This is a genomic window from Promicromonospora kroppenstedtii (assembly GCF_044389675.1).
Taxonomy (GTDB): domain Bacteria; phylum Actinomycetota; class Actinomycetes; order Actinomycetales; family Cellulomonadaceae; genus Promicromonospora; species Promicromonospora kroppenstedtii.
Map to the genome: position 1 here is coordinate 289234 of NZ_JBIRYI010000003.1, position 22480 is coordinate 311713.

The 22480-nt window shown below is 72.7% G+C and carries 17 protein-coding genes; 7 read left to right on the top strand and 10 right to left on the bottom strand.

All coding sequences use genetic code 11. The annotated features are described in order from the left end of the window. Positions 1-61: 61 nt before the first annotated feature. On the top strand, positions 62-1693 hold the full coding sequence (locus tag ACH47X_RS06970) for a hypothetical protein (protein ID WP_397402711.1): 1632 nt from the start codon (positions 62-64) through the stop codon (positions 1691-1693). Positions 1694-1925: 232 nt separating this feature from the next. Here the strand turns inward: ACH47X_RS06970 and ACH47X_RS06975 are convergent, their stop codons facing one another. Both ACH47X_RS06975 and ACH47X_RS06980 read right to left on the bottom strand, forming a co-directional pair. Further along, positions 1926-3116 carry a trans-sulfuration enzyme family protein gene (locus ACH47X_RS06975; RefSeq protein WP_397402713.1) on the bottom strand — a complete coding sequence of 397 codons (1191 nt, stop codon included), beginning with the start codon at positions 3114-3116 and terminating at the stop codon, positions 1926-1928. 80 nt (positions 3117-3196) lie between these two features. Beyond that, on the bottom strand, positions 3197-4513 hold the full coding sequence (locus ACH47X_RS06980; protein WP_397402715.1) for an MFS transporter: 1317 nt from the start codon (positions 4511-4513) through the stop codon (positions 3197-3199). Between the two features lie 83 nt (positions 4514-4596). Here ACH47X_RS06980 and ACH47X_RS06985 point away from each other — a divergent pair, with 83 nt between their 5' ends. Continuing rightward, entirely contained in the window at positions 4597-5646 is a 1050-nt protein-coding gene (locus ACH47X_RS06985; RefSeq protein ID WP_397402717.1) for a GlxA family transcriptional regulator, read from the top strand. 87 nt (positions 5647-5733) lie between these two features. On the opposite strand, the gene ACH47X_RS06990 is transcribed toward ACH47X_RS06985, so the two are convergent. Continuing rightward, the gene (locus ACH47X_RS06990; RefSeq protein WP_397402719.1) at positions 5734-7635 is read right to left on the bottom strand and encodes a right-handed parallel beta-helix repeat-containing protein; all 1902 of its coding nucleotides are present in this window, start codon (positions 7633-7635) and stop codon (positions 5734-5736) included. A 53-nt stretch (positions 7636-7688) separates the two neighbouring features. Beyond that, positions 7689-10142, bottom strand: coding sequence for a glycoside hydrolase family 95 protein (locus ACH47X_RS06995; RefSeq protein WP_397402721.1), 2454 nt, complete (start codon positions 10140-10142; stop codon positions 7689-7691). A gap of 211 nt (positions 10143-10353) precedes the next feature. On the opposite strand from ACH47X_RS06995, the gene ACH47X_RS07000 reads away from it, so the two are divergent. Then, positions 10354-11103 (top strand): AMIN-like domain-containing (lipo)protein, encoded by a 750-nt coding sequence (locus tag ACH47X_RS07000; RefSeq protein ID WP_397402723.1) that lies wholly within the window; start codon positions 10354-10356, stop codon positions 11101-11103. A 69-nt stretch (positions 11104-11172) separates the two neighbouring features. Here ACH47X_RS07000 and ACH47X_RS07005 read toward each other — a convergent pair whose 3' ends face one another. From ACH47X_RS07005 to murA, 3 genes are all read right to left on the bottom strand, one after another. After that, positions 11173-12225 (bottom strand): NAD(P)H-dependent glycerol-3-phosphate dehydrogenase, encoded by a 1053-nt coding sequence (locus tag ACH47X_RS07005; RefSeq protein ID WP_397402725.1) that lies wholly within the window; start codon positions 12223-12225, stop codon positions 11173-11175. Then, positions 12222-12977 (bottom strand): lysophospholipid acyltransferase family protein, encoded by a 756-nt coding sequence (locus ACH47X_RS07010; RefSeq protein WP_397402727.1) that lies wholly within the window; start codon positions 12975-12977, stop codon positions 12222-12224. The genes ACH47X_RS07005 and ACH47X_RS07010 overlap by 4 nt, the downstream gene beginning before the upstream one ends. A 121-nt stretch (positions 12978-13098) precedes the next feature. Further along, on the bottom strand, positions 13099-14415 hold the full coding sequence (gene murA / locus ACH47X_RS07015) for a UDP-N-acetylglucosamine 1-carboxyvinyltransferase (RefSeq protein ID WP_020013735.1): 1317 nt from the start codon (positions 14413-14415) through the stop codon (positions 13099-13101). Positions 14416-14724: 309 nt separating this feature from the next. Between murA and ACH47X_RS07020 the strand changes: the two genes are divergently transcribed. Next, the gene (locus ACH47X_RS07020) at positions 14725-16107 is read left to right on the top strand and encodes an MFS transporter (RefSeq protein WP_397402729.1); all 1383 of its coding nucleotides are present in this window, start codon (positions 14725-14727) and stop codon (positions 16105-16107) included. A 113-nt stretch (positions 16108-16220) separates the two neighbouring features. Here ACH47X_RS07020 and ACH47X_RS07025 read toward each other — a convergent pair whose 3' ends face one another. From ACH47X_RS07025 to ACH47X_RS07035, 3 genes are read right to left on the bottom strand one after another with little or no spacing between them, the layout of a single operon-like run. Then, complete coding sequence (locus ACH47X_RS07025) at positions 16221-17144, bottom strand: ABC transporter permease subunit (protein ID WP_397402731.1); 924 nt, start codon at positions 17142-17144, stop codon at positions 16221-16223. After that, positions 17141-18205 (bottom strand): ABC transporter ATP-binding protein, encoded by a 1065-nt coding sequence (locus tag ACH47X_RS07030; protein ID WP_397402733.1) that lies wholly within the window; start codon positions 18203-18205, stop codon positions 17141-17143. The genes ACH47X_RS07025 and ACH47X_RS07030 overlap by 4 nt, the downstream gene beginning before the upstream one ends. Further along, the gene (locus ACH47X_RS07035) at positions 18202-19338 is read right to left on the bottom strand and encodes an outer membrane lipoprotein carrier protein LolA (RefSeq protein ID WP_397402735.1); all 1137 of its coding nucleotides are present in this window, start codon (positions 19336-19338) and stop codon (positions 18202-18204) included. Before ACH47X_RS07035 ends, ACH47X_RS07030 begins: the two co-directional genes overlap by 4 nt. 174 nt (positions 19339-19512) lie before the next feature. Between ACH47X_RS07035 and ACH47X_RS07040 the strand changes: the two genes are divergently transcribed. The 3 genes from ACH47X_RS07040 (at position 19513) to ACH47X_RS07050 (ending at position 22416) form a co-directional block, all read left to right on the top strand. Then, complete coding sequence (locus ACH47X_RS07040; RefSeq protein WP_397402737.1) at positions 19513-20199, top strand: response regulator transcription factor; 687 nt, start codon at positions 19513-19515, stop codon at positions 20197-20199. Beyond that, positions 20196-21581 (top strand): sensor histidine kinase, encoded by a 1386-nt coding sequence (locus ACH47X_RS07045; RefSeq protein ID WP_397402739.1) that lies wholly within the window; start codon positions 20196-20198, stop codon positions 21579-21581. The genes ACH47X_RS07040 and ACH47X_RS07045 overlap by 4 nt, the downstream gene beginning before the upstream one ends. A gap of 88 nt (positions 21582-21669) precedes the next feature. Then, the gene (locus ACH47X_RS07050; RefSeq protein WP_397402741.1) at positions 21670-22416 is read left to right on the top strand and encodes a sulfite exporter TauE/SafE family protein; all 747 of its coding nucleotides are present in this window, start codon (positions 21670-21672) and stop codon (positions 22414-22416) included. Positions 22417-22480: the final 64 nt, after the last annotated feature.

Below are 22480 nucleotides of genomic sequence, written 5' to 3' on the forward strand. Positions count from 1 at the left end.
TTCCTGCCTTCCCTTCCCTGCTTTACCCCGCTCGTTTTACCCCGCTCGATGAGGAGTAGTCATGAACCGTTTGCTCACGGAGACCACCATCAGCCGCCGGAGCCTGCTGATGGGCGGCATGGGCCTCGGCGCGTTCGCCGTGCTCGGCCTCGCCGGCTGCAGCAACGAGGGCCGCGGCGGCGGCGCCCTGACCGGCAACGCCACCGTCGCCCTGCCCACGTACGTCCCGTACGACGGCGTGCCGATGGACATCAAGGGCACCGACGGCGTGCCCGACACGATGCTGAAGTACCCCGCCAGCCCCCAGAAGGTGACCAGCGGCCAGCCCGGCGACGGCGAGGACGTCGGCATCTTCGGTCTGACCAACACGCCGGTACCGCCAGGGGCCGACAAGAACGAGTACTGGCAGGCGCTGCACGAACGGCTCGGCTTCGCCCTGACGATCGCGCTCACCCCGGCCGGCGACTACTCGGACCGGTTCCAGACGACGGTGGCCGGCGACCGGCTGCCGGACATCTTCGAGATGTTCCCCGGCGACGTCCCCGGCCTGCCGAGCCTGCTGGAGGAGCGCGCCACCGACCTGACCGAATACCTGTCGGGCGACGCCGTGAAGAAGTACCCGTTCCTGGCGAACATCCCGACCGAGAGCTGGCAGTCCTGCGTCTACAACGGCAAGATCTTCGCCGTCCCGGTGCCCCGCGGCCCCGCGCAGAGCGGCGTGTTCTACGCGCGCCAGGACTGGTTCGAGGCCGAGGGCATCGACCCGAACGTGACCTCCGCCGAGGAGTTCTACGACCTGTGCAAGGAGCTCTCGGGCGGCAACACCTGGGCGCTCGGACGCGTGCCGCTGGGGCACCTGCGCCAGATGTTCGAGATCCCGAACGGCTGGTCCGAGGACGGCGGCAAGCTCACCAGCGCGAACCTGCACGAGCGCCAGCAGGAGGCCCTGGAGCTCGGCCGGCGCCTGGTCGCCGACGGGTTCGTGCACCCGGACGGCGTCCCAGCCACCCAGCCGCAGCGCAAGACCTGGCTCGTGAACGGCACCATCCGGATGCTCGACGACACGTTCAGCGCCTGGCCCGACTTCTCGAACTACCCGATCGACGAGAACTTCCGGCTCTCCGTCGCGGCGCCCCCGCTCGCCGAGGGTGGTGGCACTGCGGGCATCCACCTCGGCGCGCCCGTGCAGAACATCACGTCGATCAGCAAGAAGTCCGAGGGCCGCGTCGAGGCGCTGCTCGACGTGATCAACTACCTCGCCGCCCCGTTCGGCTCCGAGGAGCACCTGTTCCGGACCTACGGCGTCGAGGGCGTGCACCACGAGCTCGACGGGACCGACCCGGTGCTCACCGATCAGGGCCGCACCGAGATCCAGCTCGGGCTCAAGTACGTGGTCGAGGGTCCCTGGGTCAACTTCCAGGCCGGCGACCCCGACGTCGCGCAGGCCGAGCACGACGCCCAGGCCGCCGTCGTACCGACCGCCGTCGCCAACCCGGTGCAGGGCCTGTTCAGCGACACGGCCAGCCGCAAGGGCGGCCAGCTCGGCGAGAAGCTCGCCTCCGTGGAGTCGGACATCCTGGCCGGGCGCAAGCCCGTCACCGCCTGGGCCGACGCCACCAAGGCGTGGGCCAAGGGTGGCGGCGACAAGATCCGCGACGAGTACCAGACGGCGCTGGCCGACCGCCAGGGCTGAACTTGACCCGAGCCGGGACCCGCCTCGCCGCTGAGGCGGACCCAGCAGTCGAACGTAGGGTCCGGGGGGGGCGGGGGGGGCCCGGGGCGCCCGGCCCCCCCCGCGGAACAAACCCGCCGGGCGCGCCGGGGGGGGGGGGGGGGGGCTTTTTTTTCTGGGGGGGTTTCGCTGGCCCCCCCCACCACCTGACATTCTGCCGACCACCCGACGTCTTACCGACCGCCCGCCCCGGTCAGGCGCGGAGCGCCCGGTCCAGGTCCGCCCAGAGGTCCTCGACGTCCTCGATGCCGACCGACAGGCGCAGCAGGTCCTCCGGGACGGTGTGCGCCTCGGTGCCCCAGCGACGGCGGCGCTCCAGCATCGACTCCACACCGCCGAGCGACGTCGCCGGCAGCCACAGCCCCACGGCGTCCACGACGGCGTCGGCCCGCTCGACGGGCCCCACGCCGTCGCGCGGCGCGGGCCGCACGCCGAGGATCGCGCCGAACCCGCTCATCTGCGCCTTCGCGCGCTCGTGCCCCGGGTCGGCGGACAGCGACGGGTGCCGCACCTCGGCGACGTCGGGGTGCTCCGCGAGCCGGCGGGCCAGCTCGGCGGCCGTGGCCTGGGCGCGCTCGAACCGCAGCGCGAGGGTGCGCAGGCCGCGCAGGGCGAGCCACACCTCGAACGGCCCGGCGATGGCGCCGTGCAGCGTGCGGTGCTCGCGCAGGGTGGCGGCCAGCTCGGCGTCCCGCGTGACGAGGGCCCCGAGCACGACGTCGGAGTGGCCCGCGAGGTACTTGGTGACGGAGTGCAGCACGATGTCGGCGCCGTGCTCCAGCGGGTTCTGGCCCAGCGGGGTCGCGAACGTGTTGTCCACCACCGAGCGCACCCCGGCGGCGCGCGCGGCGGCGAGCACGGCGGGCAGGTCGGCGACCTCCAGCATCGGGTTGGTGGGCGACTCGGCCAGGAACAGGTCGGCGCCCTCCAGCGCGGCGACCACGGCGTCGGTGTCCGCGATGTCCACGTACCGCAGCGTCACGCCGTGCCGCTCCGAGATCTGGCGCGCCAGCACCATGCCCGCCTGATAGGCGTGCCGCGGCAGCACGAGCGTGCCGCCGTCGGGCACCAGGGAGAAGACGGCGGCGATCGCGGCCATCCCGGAGGAGAACACGAGCGCCTCGCCGGGCTCGCCCGCCCCCGCCTCGAGCGCGGCCAGCGCCGACTCGAACGGGTGCCAGGCGTCGTTGTCGCCCCGCGCGTAGGAGAGCTCACCGGAGGTGACCACGCCACGCGACACGTACGTCGAGTTCAGCGGCACGGACGGGTTGATGTGCCCGCCCTGCTCGCGCGCCGGGCGCCCGGCGGCGACGACGAGGGTGGCGGGGGCGAGCGCGCTCGGCCCGGTGTGCTGCGCGGCGGTCTGCTCAGGGGTGGTGCTCATGGTCGGGAGAATACGACCGCCCCGCGGCGGGCGCCCCGCCCGTCCGCAGGGCGACCTGTCTCAGACGTCGGCCGGGTGACCTACACGTGCGACACGGGCGGGACGGGCTGGCGGACCCGGCGGATCACCAGCGACATGAGCGCCGCGCCCGCACACAGCGCCCCCGCGCCGTACCAGACGGCGTCGTACGAGCCGGTCATGTCGCGCACCAGGCCGCCCGCGAACGCCACGACTCCTGCACCGACCTGGTGCGACGCGAGCACCCAGCCGAACACGATGGGCGCGTCCTCGCCGTAGAACTCCCGGCACAGCGCGAGCGTCGGCGGCACGGTCGCCACCCAGTCCAGCCCGTAGAACACGATGAAGAACACCATCGGCATCTCCACGTGCGGGGCCATGAGCGAGGGCAGGAACAGCAGGGCCACGCCGCGCAGCGTGTAGTAGACACCGAGCAGCACGCGCGGCGAGTACCGGTCGGTGAGCCAGCCGGACCCGATGGTGCCGATCACGTCGACGACGCCGATCACGGCGAGCAGGCTCGCGGCCACGGTGATGGGCATGCCGTGGTCGTGCGCCCCGGGCACGAAGTGCGTGCGGACCAGCCCGTTCGTCGTCGCGCCGCAGATCGCGAACGCTCCGGCGAGCAGCCAGAACGGTCCGGTGCGGGCGGCATCGAACAGGGCGGTGACGGCGCGGCGGGCTGCGCCCCGCGTCGGTGCGGGCTTGGGCGCGTAGGTGCCACCGTAGGGCGCCAGCCCCATGTCCGCGGGGTGGTCGCGCAGCAGGAAGAGCACCAGCGGGACCGCCACGAGCGACGCGATGGCCACGGTGACCGACGCCGGCCGCCAGCCCTGGTTCTCCACGATCCACGCGAGCAGCGGCAGGAACACGAGCTGGCCCGACGCCGTCGCCGCCGTCAGGACACCGCTGACCAGGCCGCGCCGGGCCACGAACCAGCGCCCCGTCACCGTCGCGGTGAACGCGAGCGCCATGCTGCCGCTGCCCACGCCGACCAGGAGGCCCCAGCCGAGCACGAACTGCCAGGGCTCGGACATCCAGACGGTCGACAGGGCGCCGCCCGTGATGACGACGAGCGCGACGGTGACCACGGGGCGCATGCCGAACCGGTCCATGAGCGAGGCGGCGAACGGCGCCGTCAGCCCGTAGAGCACGGACTGGAGGCCGACGGCGAAGCCGATCGTGGCGCGCGACCAGCCGAGCTCCGCGTTCAGCGGGTCCACGAACAGGCCGGGCGCCGCGGTGAACGCGGCGGCGCACATGACGGTCACGAAGCTGACCAGGGCCACCCACCAGGCGGGGTGGATGCGGGGCGCGGTGCGCCGCGGTGGCCGCGCGGTGTTCTGGCCCGCCGGCACGGGGACGTCTGTCTGGGTCACGGGATCAGCATGCTGGGGCGGGACCCCGGGAAACAGTGGCCGGAGGGACACACAACGCTAGGTTCGGGCCATATGATCGGGACATGGCCCAGCACCCCCCGCCCCGGCATCGTGTGGCCGTCCTGATCCGGCCCGGCTTCATCCCGTTCGAGCTCGGCATCCCGCACCGGATCTTCGGCATCGCGCGCGACGCCGAGCACCGGCCCCTGTACGAGGTCGTGACCTGCACGCCCGGGGGCCCGGGCCTGGTGCGGTCGGACTCCGACGTGCTGGTCCAGGTGGAGCACGGGCCCGAGGTGCTGGAGACGGCGGACACCGTGGTGGTACCGGCGTCGCACACCTCCGGGCCGGACGGCACGGACCCGGCCGTCGGCGACCCGCGGCTCGAACCCGAGCTCGCCGCCGCGGTTGCCCGGATCCGGCCGGGGGCCCGGCTCATGTCGATCTGCACGGGCGCGTTCGTGCTCGCGGCGGCGGGGCTGCTCGACGGGCGCCCCGCCACGACCCACTGGCTGGAGAGCGACCGGTTCCGCCGGCTCTACCCGCGCGTGGTGCTCGACCCGGACGTCCTGTACACCGACGACGGCGACGTGCTCACCTCGGCGGGCGTCGCCTCCGGCGTCGACCTGTGCCTGCACGTGGTGCGGCGGGACCACGGCGCCGCCGTCGCGCAGGACGTCGCGCGCCGCACAGTGGTGCCGCCGCATCGCGACGGGGGCCAGGCGCAGTACATCCGCCGGCCCGTGGGGATCGAACGGGCGGTCGAGCGGGCCGCGTCCTCAGGCGCGGCCGCCGCCGGGAGCCGCGGCACGAGCACCGCCGCCGCACGTGCCTGGGCGCTGGACCGGCTGGACGAACCGCTGACGCTGTCCGACCTGGCGCGGCACGCTTCGATGTCGGTGCGCACCTTCACGCGGCGGTTCCGGGACGAGACCGGGGAGAGCCCGGCCCAGTGGCTGACCCGCCAGCGGATCGAGCACGCGCGGACCCTGCTGGAGACCACGGCGCTTCCGGTCGAGCAGGTCGCGCGGCGCTGCGGGTTCGGCACGGCGCAGTCGCTGCGGGCCCACGTGACCGCGGCGCTGGGCGTGACGCCGTCGGCCTACCGGAGGACGTTCCGCCGGGCGGCGTGACGCCGGTCGAGCGACGCCGCCGGCCGAGCTCGTCGAGATCCCGGGTCTCGACGAGCTCGACCGACGGAGCCCGATCGGTCGGGTCGGTCAGGACTCCGGGACCGGGTAGGGGAACGTGTCCGTCACGCCGATGAGGTCGTACTCCATCTTGCCGGCGTCGAAGCCGTCCTCCCAGTTGCCGTTCGTGACCTCGTTGCACTGGTAGGACTGGTACGACTGGTCGGTCGTCTCGCCCACCTCGATGTTGCTGAACGAGAAGCCGCAGCCGCCCGCGTCCATGTGGACGCCTCGGGTCCCGCTGTCCGGCATGGCGCCTGCCGGGTCCGGGATGACGTCGCCGATGACCATCTGGTCCACGGTGTTCTTCACCGGATGCGGTTCCTGGTTGGCGACGCCGTAGGTGTAGAACGCGCCCATGTCGCCCGAGTCCAGCCCCGCCTCGTCGATCCGGATGTACCGGAAGGTGTTGTTGTCGGTGTACTGCTCACCGTCCTTGACCTCCGGCCGGGACTCGAGGCTGATCCCGTACCGCGCGGAGTTGCGCACGTGGACGTGCTCCACGGTGTTGCCGCCGGTGCTCATCAGCTCGATGCCCGAGGCGTCACCGGGCACCAGCTCACCGACGTGGTGGATGTAGAGGTTGCGGAACGTGTGCCCGTGGGAGAGGTCGCCCTCGCCCGGCCAGCCGCCCTCGACCTTGATGCCGTCCGCGCCCACGTTCTCGAACAGGCTGTTCTCGACCGTGAGGTGGTCGTTGGCGAAGAGGGCGTAGACGCCCATGAACCCGGTGTCGCGAACGTGCATCCCGGTGAGCGTGATGTCGCTCGTGTTCTCCAGGGTGATCGCGCCGAACCTGTTCCGCGGCATCTCGATCTGCCGGTCGTACTCCGGGTACTTGTGCGCGTCCCCGGAGTCGCCCGCGCTGATCCAGCCCGCGCGATACCAGTCGACGAAGTCGGAGTACTGGACGCCGATCCCGTCGAACGTGATGTCGTGCGCACGGTCCTCGGGCGAGGCGCCCTTCACGTCGACCACCTTCGCGACCGTCGGCCGCATGATCGTGACGTCCTCGATGTCACCGCGCGGGATGTAGTACAGCTCGCCGGCCTCCCGGTCCACGTAGTACTCGCCCGGCTTGTCGAGGAACGCCATCGCGTTCTGGAGGTAGTAGCGCGAACCGCTCCGGCTGTTCACCATCGCGTAGCGCGTCCAGTGCTTGAGCGTGGCGAAGTTCTTGCGGTAGTCCTGGCCGATGATCGGGACCGTGTCGGTGAACCAGCTCCAGGAGCCACCCGACCACACGGTGACCTGGGCATCCTTCAGCGGATTGTGCTCGGGGGTGTCGTCCCAGGCCGGGTCCCAGTCGCCGTCCGCCCAGTAGAGCCACGAGCGCACGGCCTCCTTCTCCGGCTCACCGAGGACGGAGAACAGGTAGGGGGCCTGGGTGTCCTCCGACGTCCGGTTGGGGTAGCGCGCCAGCTCGGAGCGCTCGCCGTCCTCGAAGAGGGTGTAGAACTGCTTGCCGGCGTCGAACCGGGTCTTGTAGATGCCGTCCTGGTACTCCTCCCAGCCGGTCACCTCCTCGGCGCCCACGAGGTTGGCCTTGCCCGGGCCGTCGCTGCTGCGGTAGACGATCTGGTGCCCGCCGGCGCCCGAGTCCTCCTGAGTGAACGCGATGGTCTCCGTGACGGGGTAGTCGCCCGCCGCGAGGTTGACCGTGATGTCGCAGCGTTGCCGGCCCTCCTTGTTCAGGCCCGCCTCCCGGATGTACGCGCGGGCGCCGTCGACCGTCCTGAACGGGTCCTTGGGCGTGCCCTTGCCCTGGTCGTCGCCCGTCGGGGAGACGTAGAGCTGCTGACACCTGGCGGACGTCGCCGCGACCGCGGCGTCGGCGAGCCGGTCGAGCGCGACCCCGCCGCCTCCCGCGGCGGCGACCAGGCTCAGCGCGGCGACCGCCACGGTGCTGGTCTGAATCCAATTCCTGGACATCTGTGTCCTCTCGTGGGTGCGGTTCTTGCGGGTGGTTCGGTGAGGCGAGCCGGTCAGGGCGCCGGCTCGACGACGTACGTGGCCCCGCGCCGCGTCCGGAAGACGGCGAGGCCCTCCTCGGGCCGCTCGACGTCGACCGGGCCGCCGGGGCCGGAGACACGGACCGGACCCTGCGTACGCAGGCGGATGGTGTTGCCTGCCAGCGACTGGATCCGGGCGGACCGCAGGACGCCGTCCTGCCAGGTCAGGGCGAGCTCGAAGGCGCCACGCGCGCGCAGCCCGCGCACCTTCCCCTCGGGGAAGGCGGCCGGCAGGCACGGCAGCAGCCAGACCTCGCCGGAGTGGCTCTGCACGAGGGTCTCGTTGATCGCCGAGGTACCCCCGAAGTTGCCGTCGATCTGGAACGGAGGGTGCAGGTCGAACAGGTTCGGCGCGGTGCGGCCGGGCGAGAGGAGCTGCTTCAGGTGGGTGTAGACGCCGTCCCGCTGGAGCAGCCGGGCGCGGATGTTCATCTTCCACGCGAGCGACCAGCCCGCCGTGACCGCGGGACCGCGCAGCTCGAGCGAGCGGTTGGCCGCCGCGGCCAGCTCGGGCGTGCGGCGCGGGGTGATCTGGTCGCTGGGGAACACGCCCCACAGGTGCGAGACGTGCCTGCTGGTCTCCTGCGCGGCCTCCTCCCAGTCGATCAGCCACTCCTGGATCTGCCCCAGGAAGCCGATCTGGTTGGGCGGCAGCTGCTCGCGCGCCGCCAGCGCCTGCGCGGCCATCTCGCGGTCCTGGCCGAGCACGGCGGACGCCCGGTCGAACGCCGTGAACAGGTCCCGCAGGATCTGCATGTCCATGGTCGGGCCCGCGCACATGCTCACGCCCACGTTGTCGATGTCGTGGTGCTTGAGCTCGGGCGAGTGCGAGGGGCTCGTCACCAGGTAGCCGGTCGCGGCGTCCTGCACGAGGGTGTCGAGGAAGAACTCGACCGACCCCCGCAGCACCGGGAAGTACTCCCGCAGCACGTCGAGATCGCCGGTGTACTCGTAGTGCTCCCAGAACAGCAGCGAGAGCCAGGCACCGCCGGTGGGCCAGACGCCGTAGTACGCGAAGTCCACGGGCGCCGACCCGCGCCACAGGTCGGTGTTGTGGTGTGCCACCCAGCCCTTGGCGCCCCACATCTTCTGCGCGGTCCGGGCGCCGGACTCGGCCAGCTCCTCGATCATCGCGAAGAGCGGCTGCCAGCACTCGGCCAGGTTCGCCGGGCCGGCGGGCCAGTAGTTCATCTGGCAGTTGATGTTCAGGGTGTACTTCGACTGCCACGGCGGCAGCATCTGGTCGTTCCACAGGCCCTGGAGGTTGGCGGGCTGGCCCGGCGTCCGCGAGCTGGAGATGAGCAGGTAGCGGCCGAACTGGTAGTACAGCGCCGCGAGCTGCGGGTCCTGGCCGTCGCGGAAGGCGGCGACCCGCTGGTCGGTCGGCAGGTCGACGGACGCCGAGGTGCCCAGGTCGATGTCGACCCGGCCGAACATCTCCTGGTGGTCGCGCACGTGGGCGCGCCGCAGGATGCCGTACCCCTGGTCCGGCGTCCGCTCCAGCGGGGCTAGGGCCGCCGCGAGGTGGTCGCCGCCGACGTCGAGGTAGTTGCGGTGGCTGGTGCCGATGGAGACGACCAGCGTGACGGCGTCGGCGCCTCGCACGTGCAGCCCGGTGTCGTCGCAGGTCACGGCACCGCCCTCGGGCAGGGCACGGGCCAGGCTGACGAACCGCACCTTGCCCTCCAGGCCCTCGGCCTCACCGCTGATGCCCTCCAGGGCGAGCGTGCGAGCGTCGTGCGCGTACGTCGACGTCTCCTGGAGCGACTGGTAGCCGGCGTCGAACGAGATCGCGCCCCGCTCGCTCGCGGTCAGCCGCACGACGATCACCTGGTGGGCGTGGCTGCCGAACACCTCGCGGGTGTGACGCACGCCGTCGGCCACGAACGTGGTGGTCGTGACGGCCGTGCTCAGGTCGAGCGACCGCCGGTAGTCCGTGACGTCGTCGGTCAGTCCCGGGAAGTCGGGCCCGGCGAAGTCGAGGAGCAGGTCGCCGACCGGCTGGTACTGCATCTGCTCCGTGGGACGGCCCATGAACCGCTCGTCGGCGAGGTTCTGGGCCTCGAGCCACTTCTCCTCGCTGATCAGCCGGCGGATCTCCGGAAGCGCCTCGTGCCCGAGCGGGTCGGCGTAGTCGTGCGGGCCGCCCGCCCAGACCGTGTCCTCGTTGAGCATGAGCTTCTCGGCCGCGACACCCCCGAACACCATGGCGCCGAGCCGGCCGTTGCCGATGGCCAGCGCCTGCAGCCACTCCTGGGCCGGAGCCGTGTACCAGAGCCGCATCGGGTTGGTGTCGGGGGCCCCAGGCTCCTCGGTGGGGTCTGCCGGCTCTGCGGCCGCCACCGCCGGGGCGTGCCCGGCGAGCGCGAACGCACCAGCGGTCAGGCCGGTGGTGCGCAGGAGATCTCTTCGCGTGATCGGATTCATCGAGCGACTCCTTTGTCCTCTTGGTCAGCACAGGCGACACAGCCGGCGCTTCGCCATCACCGTTGAACGACGCGGGGCTAAATGTAGTACGTCACATGTATCACAAGTCAAGAGTGCGAGGGCAGGAGCGCAGGGTCAGGAAGTGCGGGCCCGGAGGAAAGTGGCCGTCTCGTGACCCCACCGTCGGCGGACCTGCGCCTACGCTGGGAGCATGGGACGAGCCGGACACCGCACCGCCCTGACCACCACTGCGCTGACCACCAAAGTGCTGACCACCAAAGCACTGACCAGCGCAGCGGCGATCGCCGCATGCGGCCTGCTCCTGGCCGGGTGCACGAGCCCGCAGCAGGGGCCCGGGGGCGACGGGTCCGGGCCGGCGCCGGTCGCCTCGGGGCCCGACGCGTCGCAGGAGCCGACGGAGCCGGCGGGCGGGGGCGACAGCGCGAGCGAGCCCGCCGAGCTGGAGCCCGAGCCGGCGACCTCGGCCACGGAGACCGACTCCGGCCCGGCCTTCGCCGCGAACACCAGGCCCGACACCGCGGAGCCGTCCGGCGCGGGCGACACGTTCCTGACCGTCACGGACGTGCGCGTCGCCGCGCACGAGGGCTACGACCGGGTCGTCTTCGACCTGGACGGCACGGGCAGCGGCAGGCCCGGCTGGCGTGTCGAGTACGTGGACCAGGCCGTCGACGACGGCTCCGGGGACACCGTGCGGGTGGACGGCGACGCGATCCTGCGGGTGTCGATCTCGGGCACCGCGACCCCGACCGACAGCGGCGTCGACGAGTTCTCGGGTGACCGCATCGAGCCCTCGGGCACCAGGGCGATCGACGAGATCGTGTACCGGTACTGGTTCGAGGGGTACACGACGGCGTTCCTCGGCGTGGACGGGGCCGAGCGCCCGTTCCGGGCGTTCCTGCTGGAGGACCCGATGCGCGTGGTGGTCGACGTCCAGCACTGAGCGCCCGGCCGCACGGGCCGGGCGCTCAGGACCGGATCTGGACCGGTGTCCGGCGCCGGACCAGCAGGCTCAGCCCGCGACCTCGGACTTCTGGGGCCGCGCCAGCAGTGTCGCCGCGAGCTCGGAGAGCGGCAGCCGCCCCGCCAGCACCTCGACGACGCCGGCTGTGATCGGCATCTCGACGTCGTGCGCCCGGGCCAGCTCCAGCACCGACTCCGACGACTTGACGCCCTCGGCCGTGCCGCCGGTCGCCTTGATCGCCTCGGCGAGCGTGAGCCCCTCGCCCACGTGCTTGCCGAGCCGGTGGTTGCGCGACAGCGGTGACGCGCACGTCGCCATCAGGTCGCCCATGCCCGCCAGACCGGAGAACGTGGCGGCGTCGGCGCCCAGCGCGAGGCCGAGGCGCGTGATCTCCACCAGGCCGCGCGTGATGAGCGTGGCCAGCGTGTTCCAGCCCAGGCCCTGGCCCTGCGCCATACCGGCGGCCAGGGCGATGATGTTCTTCACCGCGCCGCACAGCTCCACGCCCACCACGTCGGTGTTCGTGTACGGGCGGAAGTACCCGGTCGAGCAGGCGGAGGCCACGAGCTGGGCCGTCGCCTCGCTGCGGGACGCGACCACGGTCGCCGTCGGCTGCCGCTCGGCGATCTCGGGCGCCAGGTTGGGCCCGGAGACGACGGCGACGCGCTCGTCGGGCAGCTCCAGCACCTCGGCCATGACCTGGGTCATGCGCTTGTCCGTGCCGAGCTCGACGCCCTTCATCAGGGAGACGACGACGGCGCCCGGTGCCGCCACCTCGTGCACCAGGTGCCTCATCGACTCCAGCGTGGCGCGGGCCACCTGGGACGGCACGGAGACGACCACGATCGACGCGCCGCGCAGGGCGGTCGCTGGGTCGGTGGTGCCGTGCATCGGGGGCAGCTGCACGCCCGGCAGGTACTTCTCGTTGCGGTGCGTGCGGTCCACGGCGTCGAGCACGGCGGCGTCGCGGCCCCACAGGGTGACCTCGCAGCCGGCGTCGGCCAGCACCATCGCGAACGTGGTGCCCATCGAGCCGGCGCCGAGCACGGCTACCTTCGGCTGCCCCTGCACGGTGCCCTCGGTCTTCGTCACGTCGCTCACGGGCGCTCCACCGGCGGGTAGTTCGTCATCTTGGCCTCGTAGTCAGGGTGCTTGCGCAGGTCGAACCGGGGCTTCGGGGCCTTCTCGCCGCGGATCTCCTCCAGCTCGGCGCTGATCGCGTCCATGATGCGGGAGGTGGCCTCGCGGAGCGTCGCGGTGTCCTGCGGCCGGTCGTAGAGATCGCTCAGGTCCACGGGCGGGCCGGTGCGGATGGTCACCTTCTTGCGCGGGAACGGCTTGGGCAGCCGGCCGTAACGCGGCAGGATGTCGGTGACGCCCCACTGCGCGACCGGGAGCACGGGCAGACGCGTCGTCAGCGCGATGCGGGCCACGCCCGTCTTGCCCTCCATGGGCCAGTAGTCGGGATCCCGCGTCAGGGTGCCCTCGGGCAGGATCGCGACGCAGGCGCCGTCGCCGAGCTGGCTCGCGGCCTCCTTCAGCGACTCGGCGGACTTCGCGGAGTCCCGGTCCACGGGGATCATCTTGGTGCCCCGCAGGGCCCAGCCCGTCAGCGGCGAGTCGAACAGACCACGCTTGGCCAGGATGCGGGGCTCGCGACCCATGTCGAAGAGGTAGTGCGCCAGTGTCAGCGCGTCGAGCTCGGTGACGTGGTTGGCCGCGGCGATGAACCCGCCCTTGGCCGGGAAGTTCTCCTCGCCCTTCCACTCGTACTTGCACAGCGCGAACATGAGGTTCCGCACGAGGAACGCGACGAAGCGATACATGCGCGACTCGGGGCGTGGGATGGACACGGCCGAAAGGATACTCGGCCGAGCACGCCTCCCTGGCCGGGTGGGGCCGAACGTAGGCCTGGTCGTCTCATGAGAGCTCATGAGACGACCAGGCCTACGTTCGCCGGCGTGGTCCGCCTGGTCAGCCGCGGACGACCTCGGCGCCCAGGGCCTCCAGCTTGTCCTGGAAGTTCTCGTAGCCGCGGTCGATCAGGCCGATGCCGCGCACCGTGGACTGGCCCTTGGCGGCCAGCGCCGCGATGAGGTGGGAGAACCCGCCGCGCAGGTCCGGCACCTCGATGTCGGCCGCGGACAGCGGCGTCGGGCCGGAGACGACGGCGGAGTGGTGGAAGTTGCGCTGGCCGAACCGGCAGTCGCGACCGCCCAGGCACTCCTTGTAGACCTGGATCGTGGCGCCCATCTTGCGCAGGGCGTCGGTGAAGCCGAACCGGTTCTCGTACACGGTCTCGTGCACGATCGACAGGCCGGTGGCCTGGGTGAGCGCCACGACGAGCGGCTGCTGCCAGTCCGTCATGAAGCCCGGGTGGACGTCGGTCTCCAGGACGATGGACTTGAGGTCGCCGCCGGCGTGCCAGAAGCGGATGCCGTCGTCCTGCACCTCGAAGCGGCCGCCGACCTTCCGGAACGTGTTGAGGAAGGTCATCATCTCGGGCTGCGTGGCGCCCTTGACGGTGATGTCGCCGCCCGTGGCCAGGGCCGCGGAGGCCCAGGAGGCGGTCTCGATGCGGTCGTTCAGGGCCGTGTGCGTGTAGCCCTCGAGGCGGTCGACGCCCTCGATGCGGATCACGCGGTCGGTGTCGACCGAGATGATCGCGCCCATCTTCTGCAGCACGGCGATGAGGTCCATGATCTCGGGCTCGATCGCCGCGCCGGAGAGCTCGGTGATGCCGTCCGCGCGGACCGCCGTCAGCAGGGTCTGCTCGGTGGCGCCCACCGACGGGTAGGGCAGCGAGATCTTGGTGCCCTGCAGGCGCCGCGGCGCGCGCAGGTGGATGCCGTTGGGCCGCTTGTCCACGACGGCGCCGAACTGACGCAGGATGTCGAGGTGGTAGTTGATGGGCCGGTCGCCGATGCGGCAGCCGCCCAGGTCGGGGATGAACGCCTCGCCGAGACGGTGCAGCAGCGGCCCGCAGAACAGGATCGGGATGCGGCTGGAGCCGGCGTGGGCGTCGATGTCGGCCACGTGGGCGGACTCGACGTTGGACGGGTCGAGGTCCAGGATGCCGGCGTCGGTGTCGTACTTGACGTTCACGCCGTGCAGGTCCAGGAGCCCCGAGACGACCTTGACGTCACGGATCTGCGGGACGTTCCGCAGCACGCTCGGGGTCTCCCCCAGCAGAGAAGCCACCATGGACTTCGACACGAAGTTCTTTGCGCCTCGAACGGTGATGGTCCCGTTCAACGGGTTGCCGCCGTTCACATACAGCAGATCGTTCATATCCTCGTCGTCGTCTCGTTCGTTCCGATGATGGATTTCCGATGGCGGAGCCTCCGGGGGCGCCCGGTCGATCCTGCCCCTCACCGCCGGTCGTGCCAACACGGCAACCAGTGGGAGTATTCACCGTTCACCACACCTTCACTCGCGACGCACCAGGCCGCAGTTCGACACGCCGTGTGTGCACATCGCTCACGCATGACAGGCCGCGCATGACAGCCGCTTGCCGACGGCCGCAGCCTACGTCAAGACCCCATCCGCATCGCGAGACGCCCTTCCCGGATGGCGGACGGCGCGCCTAATCTCGCGGGCATGAGCACCTCCGCAGCACCGACCGCCGGGACCCCCGGCGGCAAGGAGAGCGCGACGCCGGCCGGCAATCCCCGCGGCCGCGTCGTCGTCGCCTCCCTCATCGGTACCTCCATCGAGTTCTATGACTTCTACATCTACGCGACCGCGGCCTCGCTGGTCTTCCCGGCGCTGTTCTTCCCGAACGCCGAGGACCCGACCACGCAGCTCCTGTCGTCGTTCGCCGTCTTCGGCGTCGCCTTCGTGGCGCGGCCGGTCGGCTCGGTCCTGTTCGGGCACTTCGGTGACCGGATCGGCCGCAAGGCGACGCTGGTCGCGTCGCTGCTCACGATGGGTATCGCGACGGTCCTGATCGGCCTCATCCCCGCGGCGTCGACCCCCGGCTGGGCCCTGGCGGCCCCCGCGGTGCTCGTGCTGTGCCGGTTCTGCCAGGGCCTCGGCCTCGGCGGCGAGTGGAGCGGCGCCGCCCTGCTGGCCACGGAGAACGCGCCCGAGGGCAAGCGCGCCATCTACGGCACGTTCCCGCAGCTCGGTGCGCCGATCGGCTTCATCCTCGCCAACACGGTGTTCATCGCCCTGTCGACGTCGCTCACGCCGGAGCAGTTCTCGGCCTGGGGCTGGCGCATCCCGTTCATCGCGTCGGCGATCCTGGTGATCGTGGGCCTCTGGGTGCGGCTCTCGCTGCTGGAGACCCCGGCGTTCCGCAAGGTGCTCGCGGCCGAGGCCGTCAGCAAGGTGCCGGTGGCCCGCGTCTTCCGCACGTCGTGGAAGCAGATCATCTCGGGCACGTTCATCATGCTCGCCACGTACGTGCTGTTCTACCTGATGACGACCTTCACGCTGAACTACGGCGTGGCGGTCGCCGAGCCGGCCGACGGCTCCCCCGCCGGCCTCGGCTACGAGAAGATCGACTTCCTCTGGATGCTGATCGTGGGCGTCGTGTTCTTCGGTGTCTTCACGCTCGCGTCCGGCCCGATGGCGGAGAAGTTCGGCCGCCGCAAGCACCTCATCTGGGTCACGGTGGCGATCATCGTGTTCGGTGCCCTGTTCGTGCCGCTGTTCGCCGCGGGCGACCTCGGCGTGCAGTCGCTGCTGATCCTCGGCTTCACGCTCATGGGCCTCACGTTCGGCCCGATGGCGGCCGTGCTGCCCGAGCTGTTCCCGGCCAACGTCCGGTACACGGGCTCCGGCATCGCGTACAACCTGTCGTCGGTGCTCGGTGCCGCCGTGGCCCCGTTCATCGCCGTGTGGCTGTGGGCCAAGGGCGACGGCTCGCCGGTGCTCGTGGGCGTCTACCTCTCCGCCATGGCCGTGATCACGCTGGTCGCGCTGCTCCTGGAGCGCGAGACGCGCGACATCGACTACGCGGACAACGTCGGGGACTGATCCCCGCTGCCCGACGCCGTCGCGCGCCTTCCGGAAGGGAGGCGCGCGGCGGCGTCTCGCTCTCTCAGCCGTCCTGCTCTCTGCCGTCCTGCTCGCTCAGCCGTCCTGCTCGCTCAGCCGTCTCGGGTCGTGATGCGGGCGTAGGCCAGGGACATGCCGATCACGAGGTAGCACAGCGACCGGAACGCCCCCTCGCCCAGGCCGTCGAACGCCAGCGGGTCCCGGATCAGGTCGGCCAGGCTCGCCAGCGACGTCGGCAGCAGGTACGGGTGGAGCCAGTCCAGCGCCGAGATCTGCAGCAGCACGCCGGACACGATCAAGCCACCCAGCACGCTCACCACCACGAGCATCGGGTGCTCGGTCGACGCCGAGATCGCGAGCGCCACCGCGCCGACCGCCATCAGGTACACCGTGGCCCAGGCGACGGCGATCACGAGCCGCCACAGCACGTCGCCGACCGAGAGCTGGGTGCCCGACATCGACACCAGCCCGTCGGTCCCCGACAGGACGAGCCCGGTGACCAGCCCGGACGTGGCCACCAGCGTGGCCGCGACCAGAGCGACGACGAGCACGCCCACGGCCTTGACCAGCAGCAGCCGGCCACGGGCGACGGGGGCGAGCAACCAGCCGCGCAGCGCGCCGGTGGACTGCTCGCCGGCCAGCGCGTCGCCGCTCGCCATGGCCACGGTGAGCGGCAGCAGGAGCATCAGGAGCGTCATCAGCGAGCCCAGCGGCAGCACGAACGCGCTGCTGGCCATGGTCACGAAGATGGGTGGCCCCTCGCCGGGGCCGCTCCCGCCCGGGCCGGGTCCGGCGGTCGGGTCGGGTGCCGCCGCACCGTCGAACGTCAGGTCGACGGCGATGCCGGTGATCACCGGCAGCACGGTGAGCAGCGCGAGCACGACCAGGGTGCGCGGCCGCCGGAAGATCCACCGCAGCTCCGAGCGCAGCAGGCGGCCGAGCGGCGCGCGGCGGCGGGCGGGGAGCACGCCGCCGGGGTCGAGGCTCGGGCTCGCGGCGAGGTCCGGGGCGGTCATCGGTCGGCCCCCGATCCGGCTCGCGCGCCGGCTGGCGCGTCGGCTGGTGCGCCGGCTTGCTCACCGGCACCCTCCGTGGCACCGGCACCGGCACCGGCACCGGCACCGACGTCGTGGGTGAGCCGCGCGAAGACCTCCTCCAGCCCGGTGCGCTCCCGCCGGGCCTCGTCCACGCCGATGCCCGCACCCACCAGGACCTCGATCACCGTGGCGGGTGGCGTGGTCGCGAGGTCCACACGGACGCCGTCCGGGGCGAGCCGGGCAGGGATGCGGCGGCCCCGCAGCACGTCCACGGCGCGGGCGCCGTCGGGCGTGGACACGAGCAGCGCCGGGCTGCCGGACTCCAGCAGGTCGTCCAGCGCGCCCTGCGCGACGACGACGCCCTCGTTGAGCACGACCACGTGGGTGCACGTGGCCTCGACCTCGGCCAGGAGGTGCGAGGACACCAGCACCGTCACGCCGCCGGCGTGCAGCTCGGCGATGATCCGGCGGATCTCCTGCGTGCCGGCCGGGTCGAGACCGTTCGTCGGCTCGTCGAGCACCACGAGCCGACGCGGCACCAGGAGCGCCGAGGCGAGCCCCAGGCGTTGCTTCATGCCGAGCGAGTAGGCGCGGTACTTGCGCCGGGCGGCGTCCGCGAGGCCGACCCGCTCCAGGGCGGCCGACACCGCGCCGTCCACCGCCCGCCCGGACAGGAAGGGCTCCGCCGCCGCGAAGCGCAGCAGGTTCTCGCGGCCCGACAGGAACGGGTGGAACCCCGGGCTCTCCACGAGAGCGCCGACGTGCGGGAGCACGCGGTCGGCCGCCCCCGGCACCGGCGCCCCGAGCAGCTCGATCTCGCCCTCGGTCGGCTGGACGAGCCCGAGCAGCATGCGGATCGTCGTCGTCTTGCCGGAACCGTTCGGGCCCAGCATGCCGACCACGGCGCCCTCCGGCACCTCCAGGTCGACGCCGTCCACGGCGACCGTGCCGCGGTAGACCTTGCGCAGCCCGCGGGTGCGGGCCGCGAGGGCGGCGGTGCCGGTGGCCGGCGGCACCGGCTCGGCGCCGCCTGCGGTCACTGCTGGTCCAGGGCGTCGACGAGCACCTGCTCGGGCACCGCACCGGCCGCGACCCGGCCGTCGTCGGTCACGATCACGCCGCCTACCCTGATCTGCACGTGGGTCCCGGTGCCGAAGTCGCCGGACACCCGCTGCCCGATCCGCTCCAGCGCCCCGCTGAGGTCCTGCTCGCCGCCCGTGAACGCACCGGGCAGGTCGCCGGACGCCGCGCCGTCGGACATCCCGGCGGGCATCTTCGGCAGGTCGGCCGGCAGCTCGGCGATCACCACGGTGTCCCAGCCGTCGCCGACCGTCGTCACGCCCTGCTGGGCCATGCGGTCGGCCATGTGGTCCTCAGGCCCGGGCTTCCCGGCCCGATGCGCTGCGGCGTCGCCCGCGTCGGTGGTCTCGACCTTCGTGCCCTGCGGCGGCGTGAAGTCGAACAGCGCCGGATCCTGCGCGCCGAGGTCGAGCTCGACGAACCCGAGCGAGAGCACGGGCTCGGACCGGCCGTTGGCGTACACGTCGAACGCGAGCGGCATGCGCGTCTGCTCGTCGATCGCCACGGTGACCTCGCGCAGCAGCGTCTTCTCCGACGGCTTGGGCGTCAGCACGAGCTCGTAGGCGGCCCGGCCGGCGACGCGCGCCGTCCCGTCCACGGTGATCTCGCTGGTCGGCCGGAGCTGCTCGATGATCTCGGCGGCGGCCCGAGCGGGGTCCGCCAGCTGGGCCTCGGCATGCTTCCGGGCGGCCGCGGCGTCGGCGTCGTCCCAGGTGAGGTGCTCCGCCGTCCGCTCCTGCGAGTCGTAGGCCCAGACCTCGTCGGGGTTCTTCACGAACGTCACCTCGGACGTCGCCTTCTCCAGCTGGACCCGGGCGCTCTCCTGGCCGTCGTGGAACACCCGCGCCGACTCGAAGTCGAGGTCCGGCGTGCCGGGCAGGGCGGGCAGCCCGAGCTCGTTGCTCACCTCGGCCTCGCCGGAGAAGGCCTGCGGCTCGGCCGCCAGGACCGAGGCGACCAGGGCCTCCGGTTCGACGGCGGGGAGCACCGGATCGTCGTCCGCGCCCGCGGGCAGGGTGGTCAGCGCCAGGCCCGCGAGCCCCACGGCGATACCTGACCCCGCGGCGACCAGCGCCTTCGTCCTCGGCCTCATGTCGGCTCCTTCGCTCCCGTGGACCGTGCCCGGCCCCGTCGTACGTGACCTCGTGCCTGACTTCTTCCACCATGCGCCCTCGCGGCTGAGACCGCGCTGAGAGTCACCGCGCCCGTGCGGCGAACCGGCCCGTCGGCACCCCCGCGAGGCCGGCCGTGCGGCATGCTGGCAGGCATGAGGCCGCAGATCCTCGTGGTGGACGACGAGCCCGGCGTGCGCAAGGCGCTGGACCGCGGCCTGCGCGCGGAGGGCATGGACGTCGCCCTCGCCGCCGACGGGCCGACGGCGCTGCGGCTGGCCCGCACCGGGTCGTTCGACGCGATCCTGCTGGACATCATGATCCCCGGGCTGTCCGGTTACCGCGTGCTGCAGGAGCTGCGCGCCGCCGGGATCACCACGCCGGTGCTGCTCGTCTCGGCCAAGGACGGCGAGGTCGACCAGGCCGACGGCCTGGACCTCGGCGCCGACGGCTACCTGGTCAAGCCCTTCTCGTTCGTGGTGCTGCTCGCGCAGGTGCGCGCCCTGCTGCGCCGGGCGGCGGCGGGCGCCGTCCGGACCCGCATCCTGGTCGGGCCGCTGACGGTGGACCGTGCCTCACGCACCGTGCGGTACGACGACGTCGGCGTCCCGCTGAGCCCGCGTGAGTACAGGCTGCTGGAGGCGCTGGCCTCGCGGCCGGGCACCGTGTGGACCAAGCAGGAGCTGCTGACCGAGGTCTGGGGCGACGAGCAGGCCGCGACCCGGAACGTCGTCGAGGTGTACGTGGGCTACCTGCGCCGCAAGCTGGCCGCCGTCGGCGCCGGGGACCTGGTCCGGACCGTCCGGGGGCACGGGTACCAGCTCGGGGACGCGCTCCGGTGAGCGCGCCGCCGAGGGCGCCGTCGGGCGGGCGCTGGTCCGGGGTCTCGCTGCGCCTGCGGATCACCCTCCTCGCCACAGCGGTCACGCTGGCCTGTCTGCTCGGCCTGGCGACGGCGGCCGGCCGGGGCCTCGGCCCCGTGCTGACGGACGCCGTGGACGACGAACTGCACGTGGCGCTGGCCACCGCGGCCGGCGACGTGGCGGCCGGCCGGACGCCGGACTCCGCCGACGGGCTGGAGGTGCGGGTGCTGGACACCGCGGGGGACGCGGCCGGGGACGGCGCCGGGGTCGCTGCCCCCGCGCCGGTCCTGACGCGGGACCAGGTGCGCGCCCTGAAGGCCGGTACCCCGGTCACCGCAGGCGGCGCGCAGCCAGTGCGCTGGCACGGCGTGGTCACCACCGCACCCGACGGCAGCCAGCGCCTCGTCGTCGCGGGCACGGGACTGGTGGGGCAGGCGGCCGCCAGGGCGTCGGGCGGCCGGTGGCTGCTGGTGACCGCGCTGGTCGGGGCGCTGGTGGCGGGGGTAGCGATCTGGTTCGCCGTCGGCTCCGCTCTGGCGCCGGTCGCCCGCATGCGGGAGTCGGTGCGCCGGCTCGCACCCGGTGCCCGCGTGGCGGTGCCCGGCGGCGCCGCGCGCGAGCTGCACGCCCTGGCCGACGACTTCAACGTGCTGCTGGACCGCCAGGACGCCACCGCCGAGCGGCTGCGCCGGTTCACGGGCGACGCCGCGCACGAGCTGCGCTCCCCCGTCGCGTCGATCCGCGTGCAGTCCGAGGTCGCCGTCGCGAGCCCCGACCCGCGGCTCTCGCAGGAGGTGCACGCCGACGTCCTGGCCGACGCCGAGCGGCTGTCCGCGCTGCTCGACGGTCTGCTGGCGCTGGCCCGGTCGGACGCCGGCGAGCTGCCGCCCGCGGAGTCGATCGACCTGGTCGACGCGGTGCGGTCGGCGGTGGCGCGGGCGGGGGCTCGACCGGAGGCGGGGCGGGACGGCGGCGAGCCCGTGCCGATCGTCGTCAACGCCCTGACCGATCGGGCCTGGGCGGCCGCGGCGCACACCGAGACGGAGCTGGTGCTCGACAACCTGCTGCGCAACGCCGCCCGGTACACCCGCACGCGGGTGGTGGTGACGGTCCTCGCGCAGCGCTCCACGGTGCGGGTGCTGGTCGACGACGACGGGCCGGGCGTGCCCCCGGAGCACCGCGCCAAGGTGTTCGACCGGTTCTACCGGGTGTCGGACGACCGCGCCCGGACCTCCGGCGGCGCCGGGCTCGGGCTGGCTCTGGTCGCCGAGCTGGTGCGGCGCCGGGGCGGCGAGGTCACCGTCGGGGAGTCGCCCGACGGCGGGGCACGGTTCACGGTGGTGTGGCCCCGGGCGCGGTGAGCGGGTGCGGAGACCGGGCACGGGGCGGCGGCCGGAGGGTGATATTCCTCGCACCGGCACCGCCCCTGATCAGGGTTAGCGTGACGAGGTGGACACGACGGCCCTGATCGCAGCCTGCATGGCCGTCGTCCTCGGGGCCGGCCTGCAGCGCGTCGCCGGGATGGGCGTCGGCATGGTGGCCGCGCCGGTGCTCACCGTGTTCCTCGGTGCCTCGGTAGGCGTGCTGGTGAGCAACGTCGCCGCGATCGTCACGGCCCTGCTCATCCTGCGCGCGCTGCGCGACGGCGTGGACTGGCGGCGCGTCGTGACGATCCTGCCGCTGATGCTGGTGGGCTCGGTGCTCGGTGCGCTCACGGTCCGCGAGGCCGACCCGGCCTGGCTCGACGTGATCGTGGGCGGTTCGGTGCTGCTCGCGCTCGGCGCCTCGGCGATCCTGCGGCGCCGGGTGCGCATCCAGGGCCGCTCGGTGGCGGTCGCCACGGGTCTGGCGGCGGGGTTCATGAACACCACCTCGGGGGTCGCCGCACCGGCCTGGACCGCGTACGCGCTGGCCACCCGCTGGGACCACAGGTCGTTCGCGGCGACGATGCAGCCGCTGCTCGTGGTCATGAACGCCATGTCGGTGGCGACCAAGCTGGGTTTCGGCGCCATCCCGTCCGGCTTCGCGCCGGCGTGGTGGGTCTGGCCGGTGCTGCTGGCAGCAGTGCTGGCCGGCGTGTCGGTCGGCAACTTCCTGGCCCTGCGGATCTCGACCCGGGCGGCGTCCCGGACGGCCCTCGCGGTGGCGACGGCGGGCGCCGTGACGGCCCTTGCCCGGGGCCTCCTCACGCTCTGACGGCGCGCTCGACGTCCGCTGTCCGAGGGACCCGCCCCGCACGTGTCAGACGTACAGCTCACCC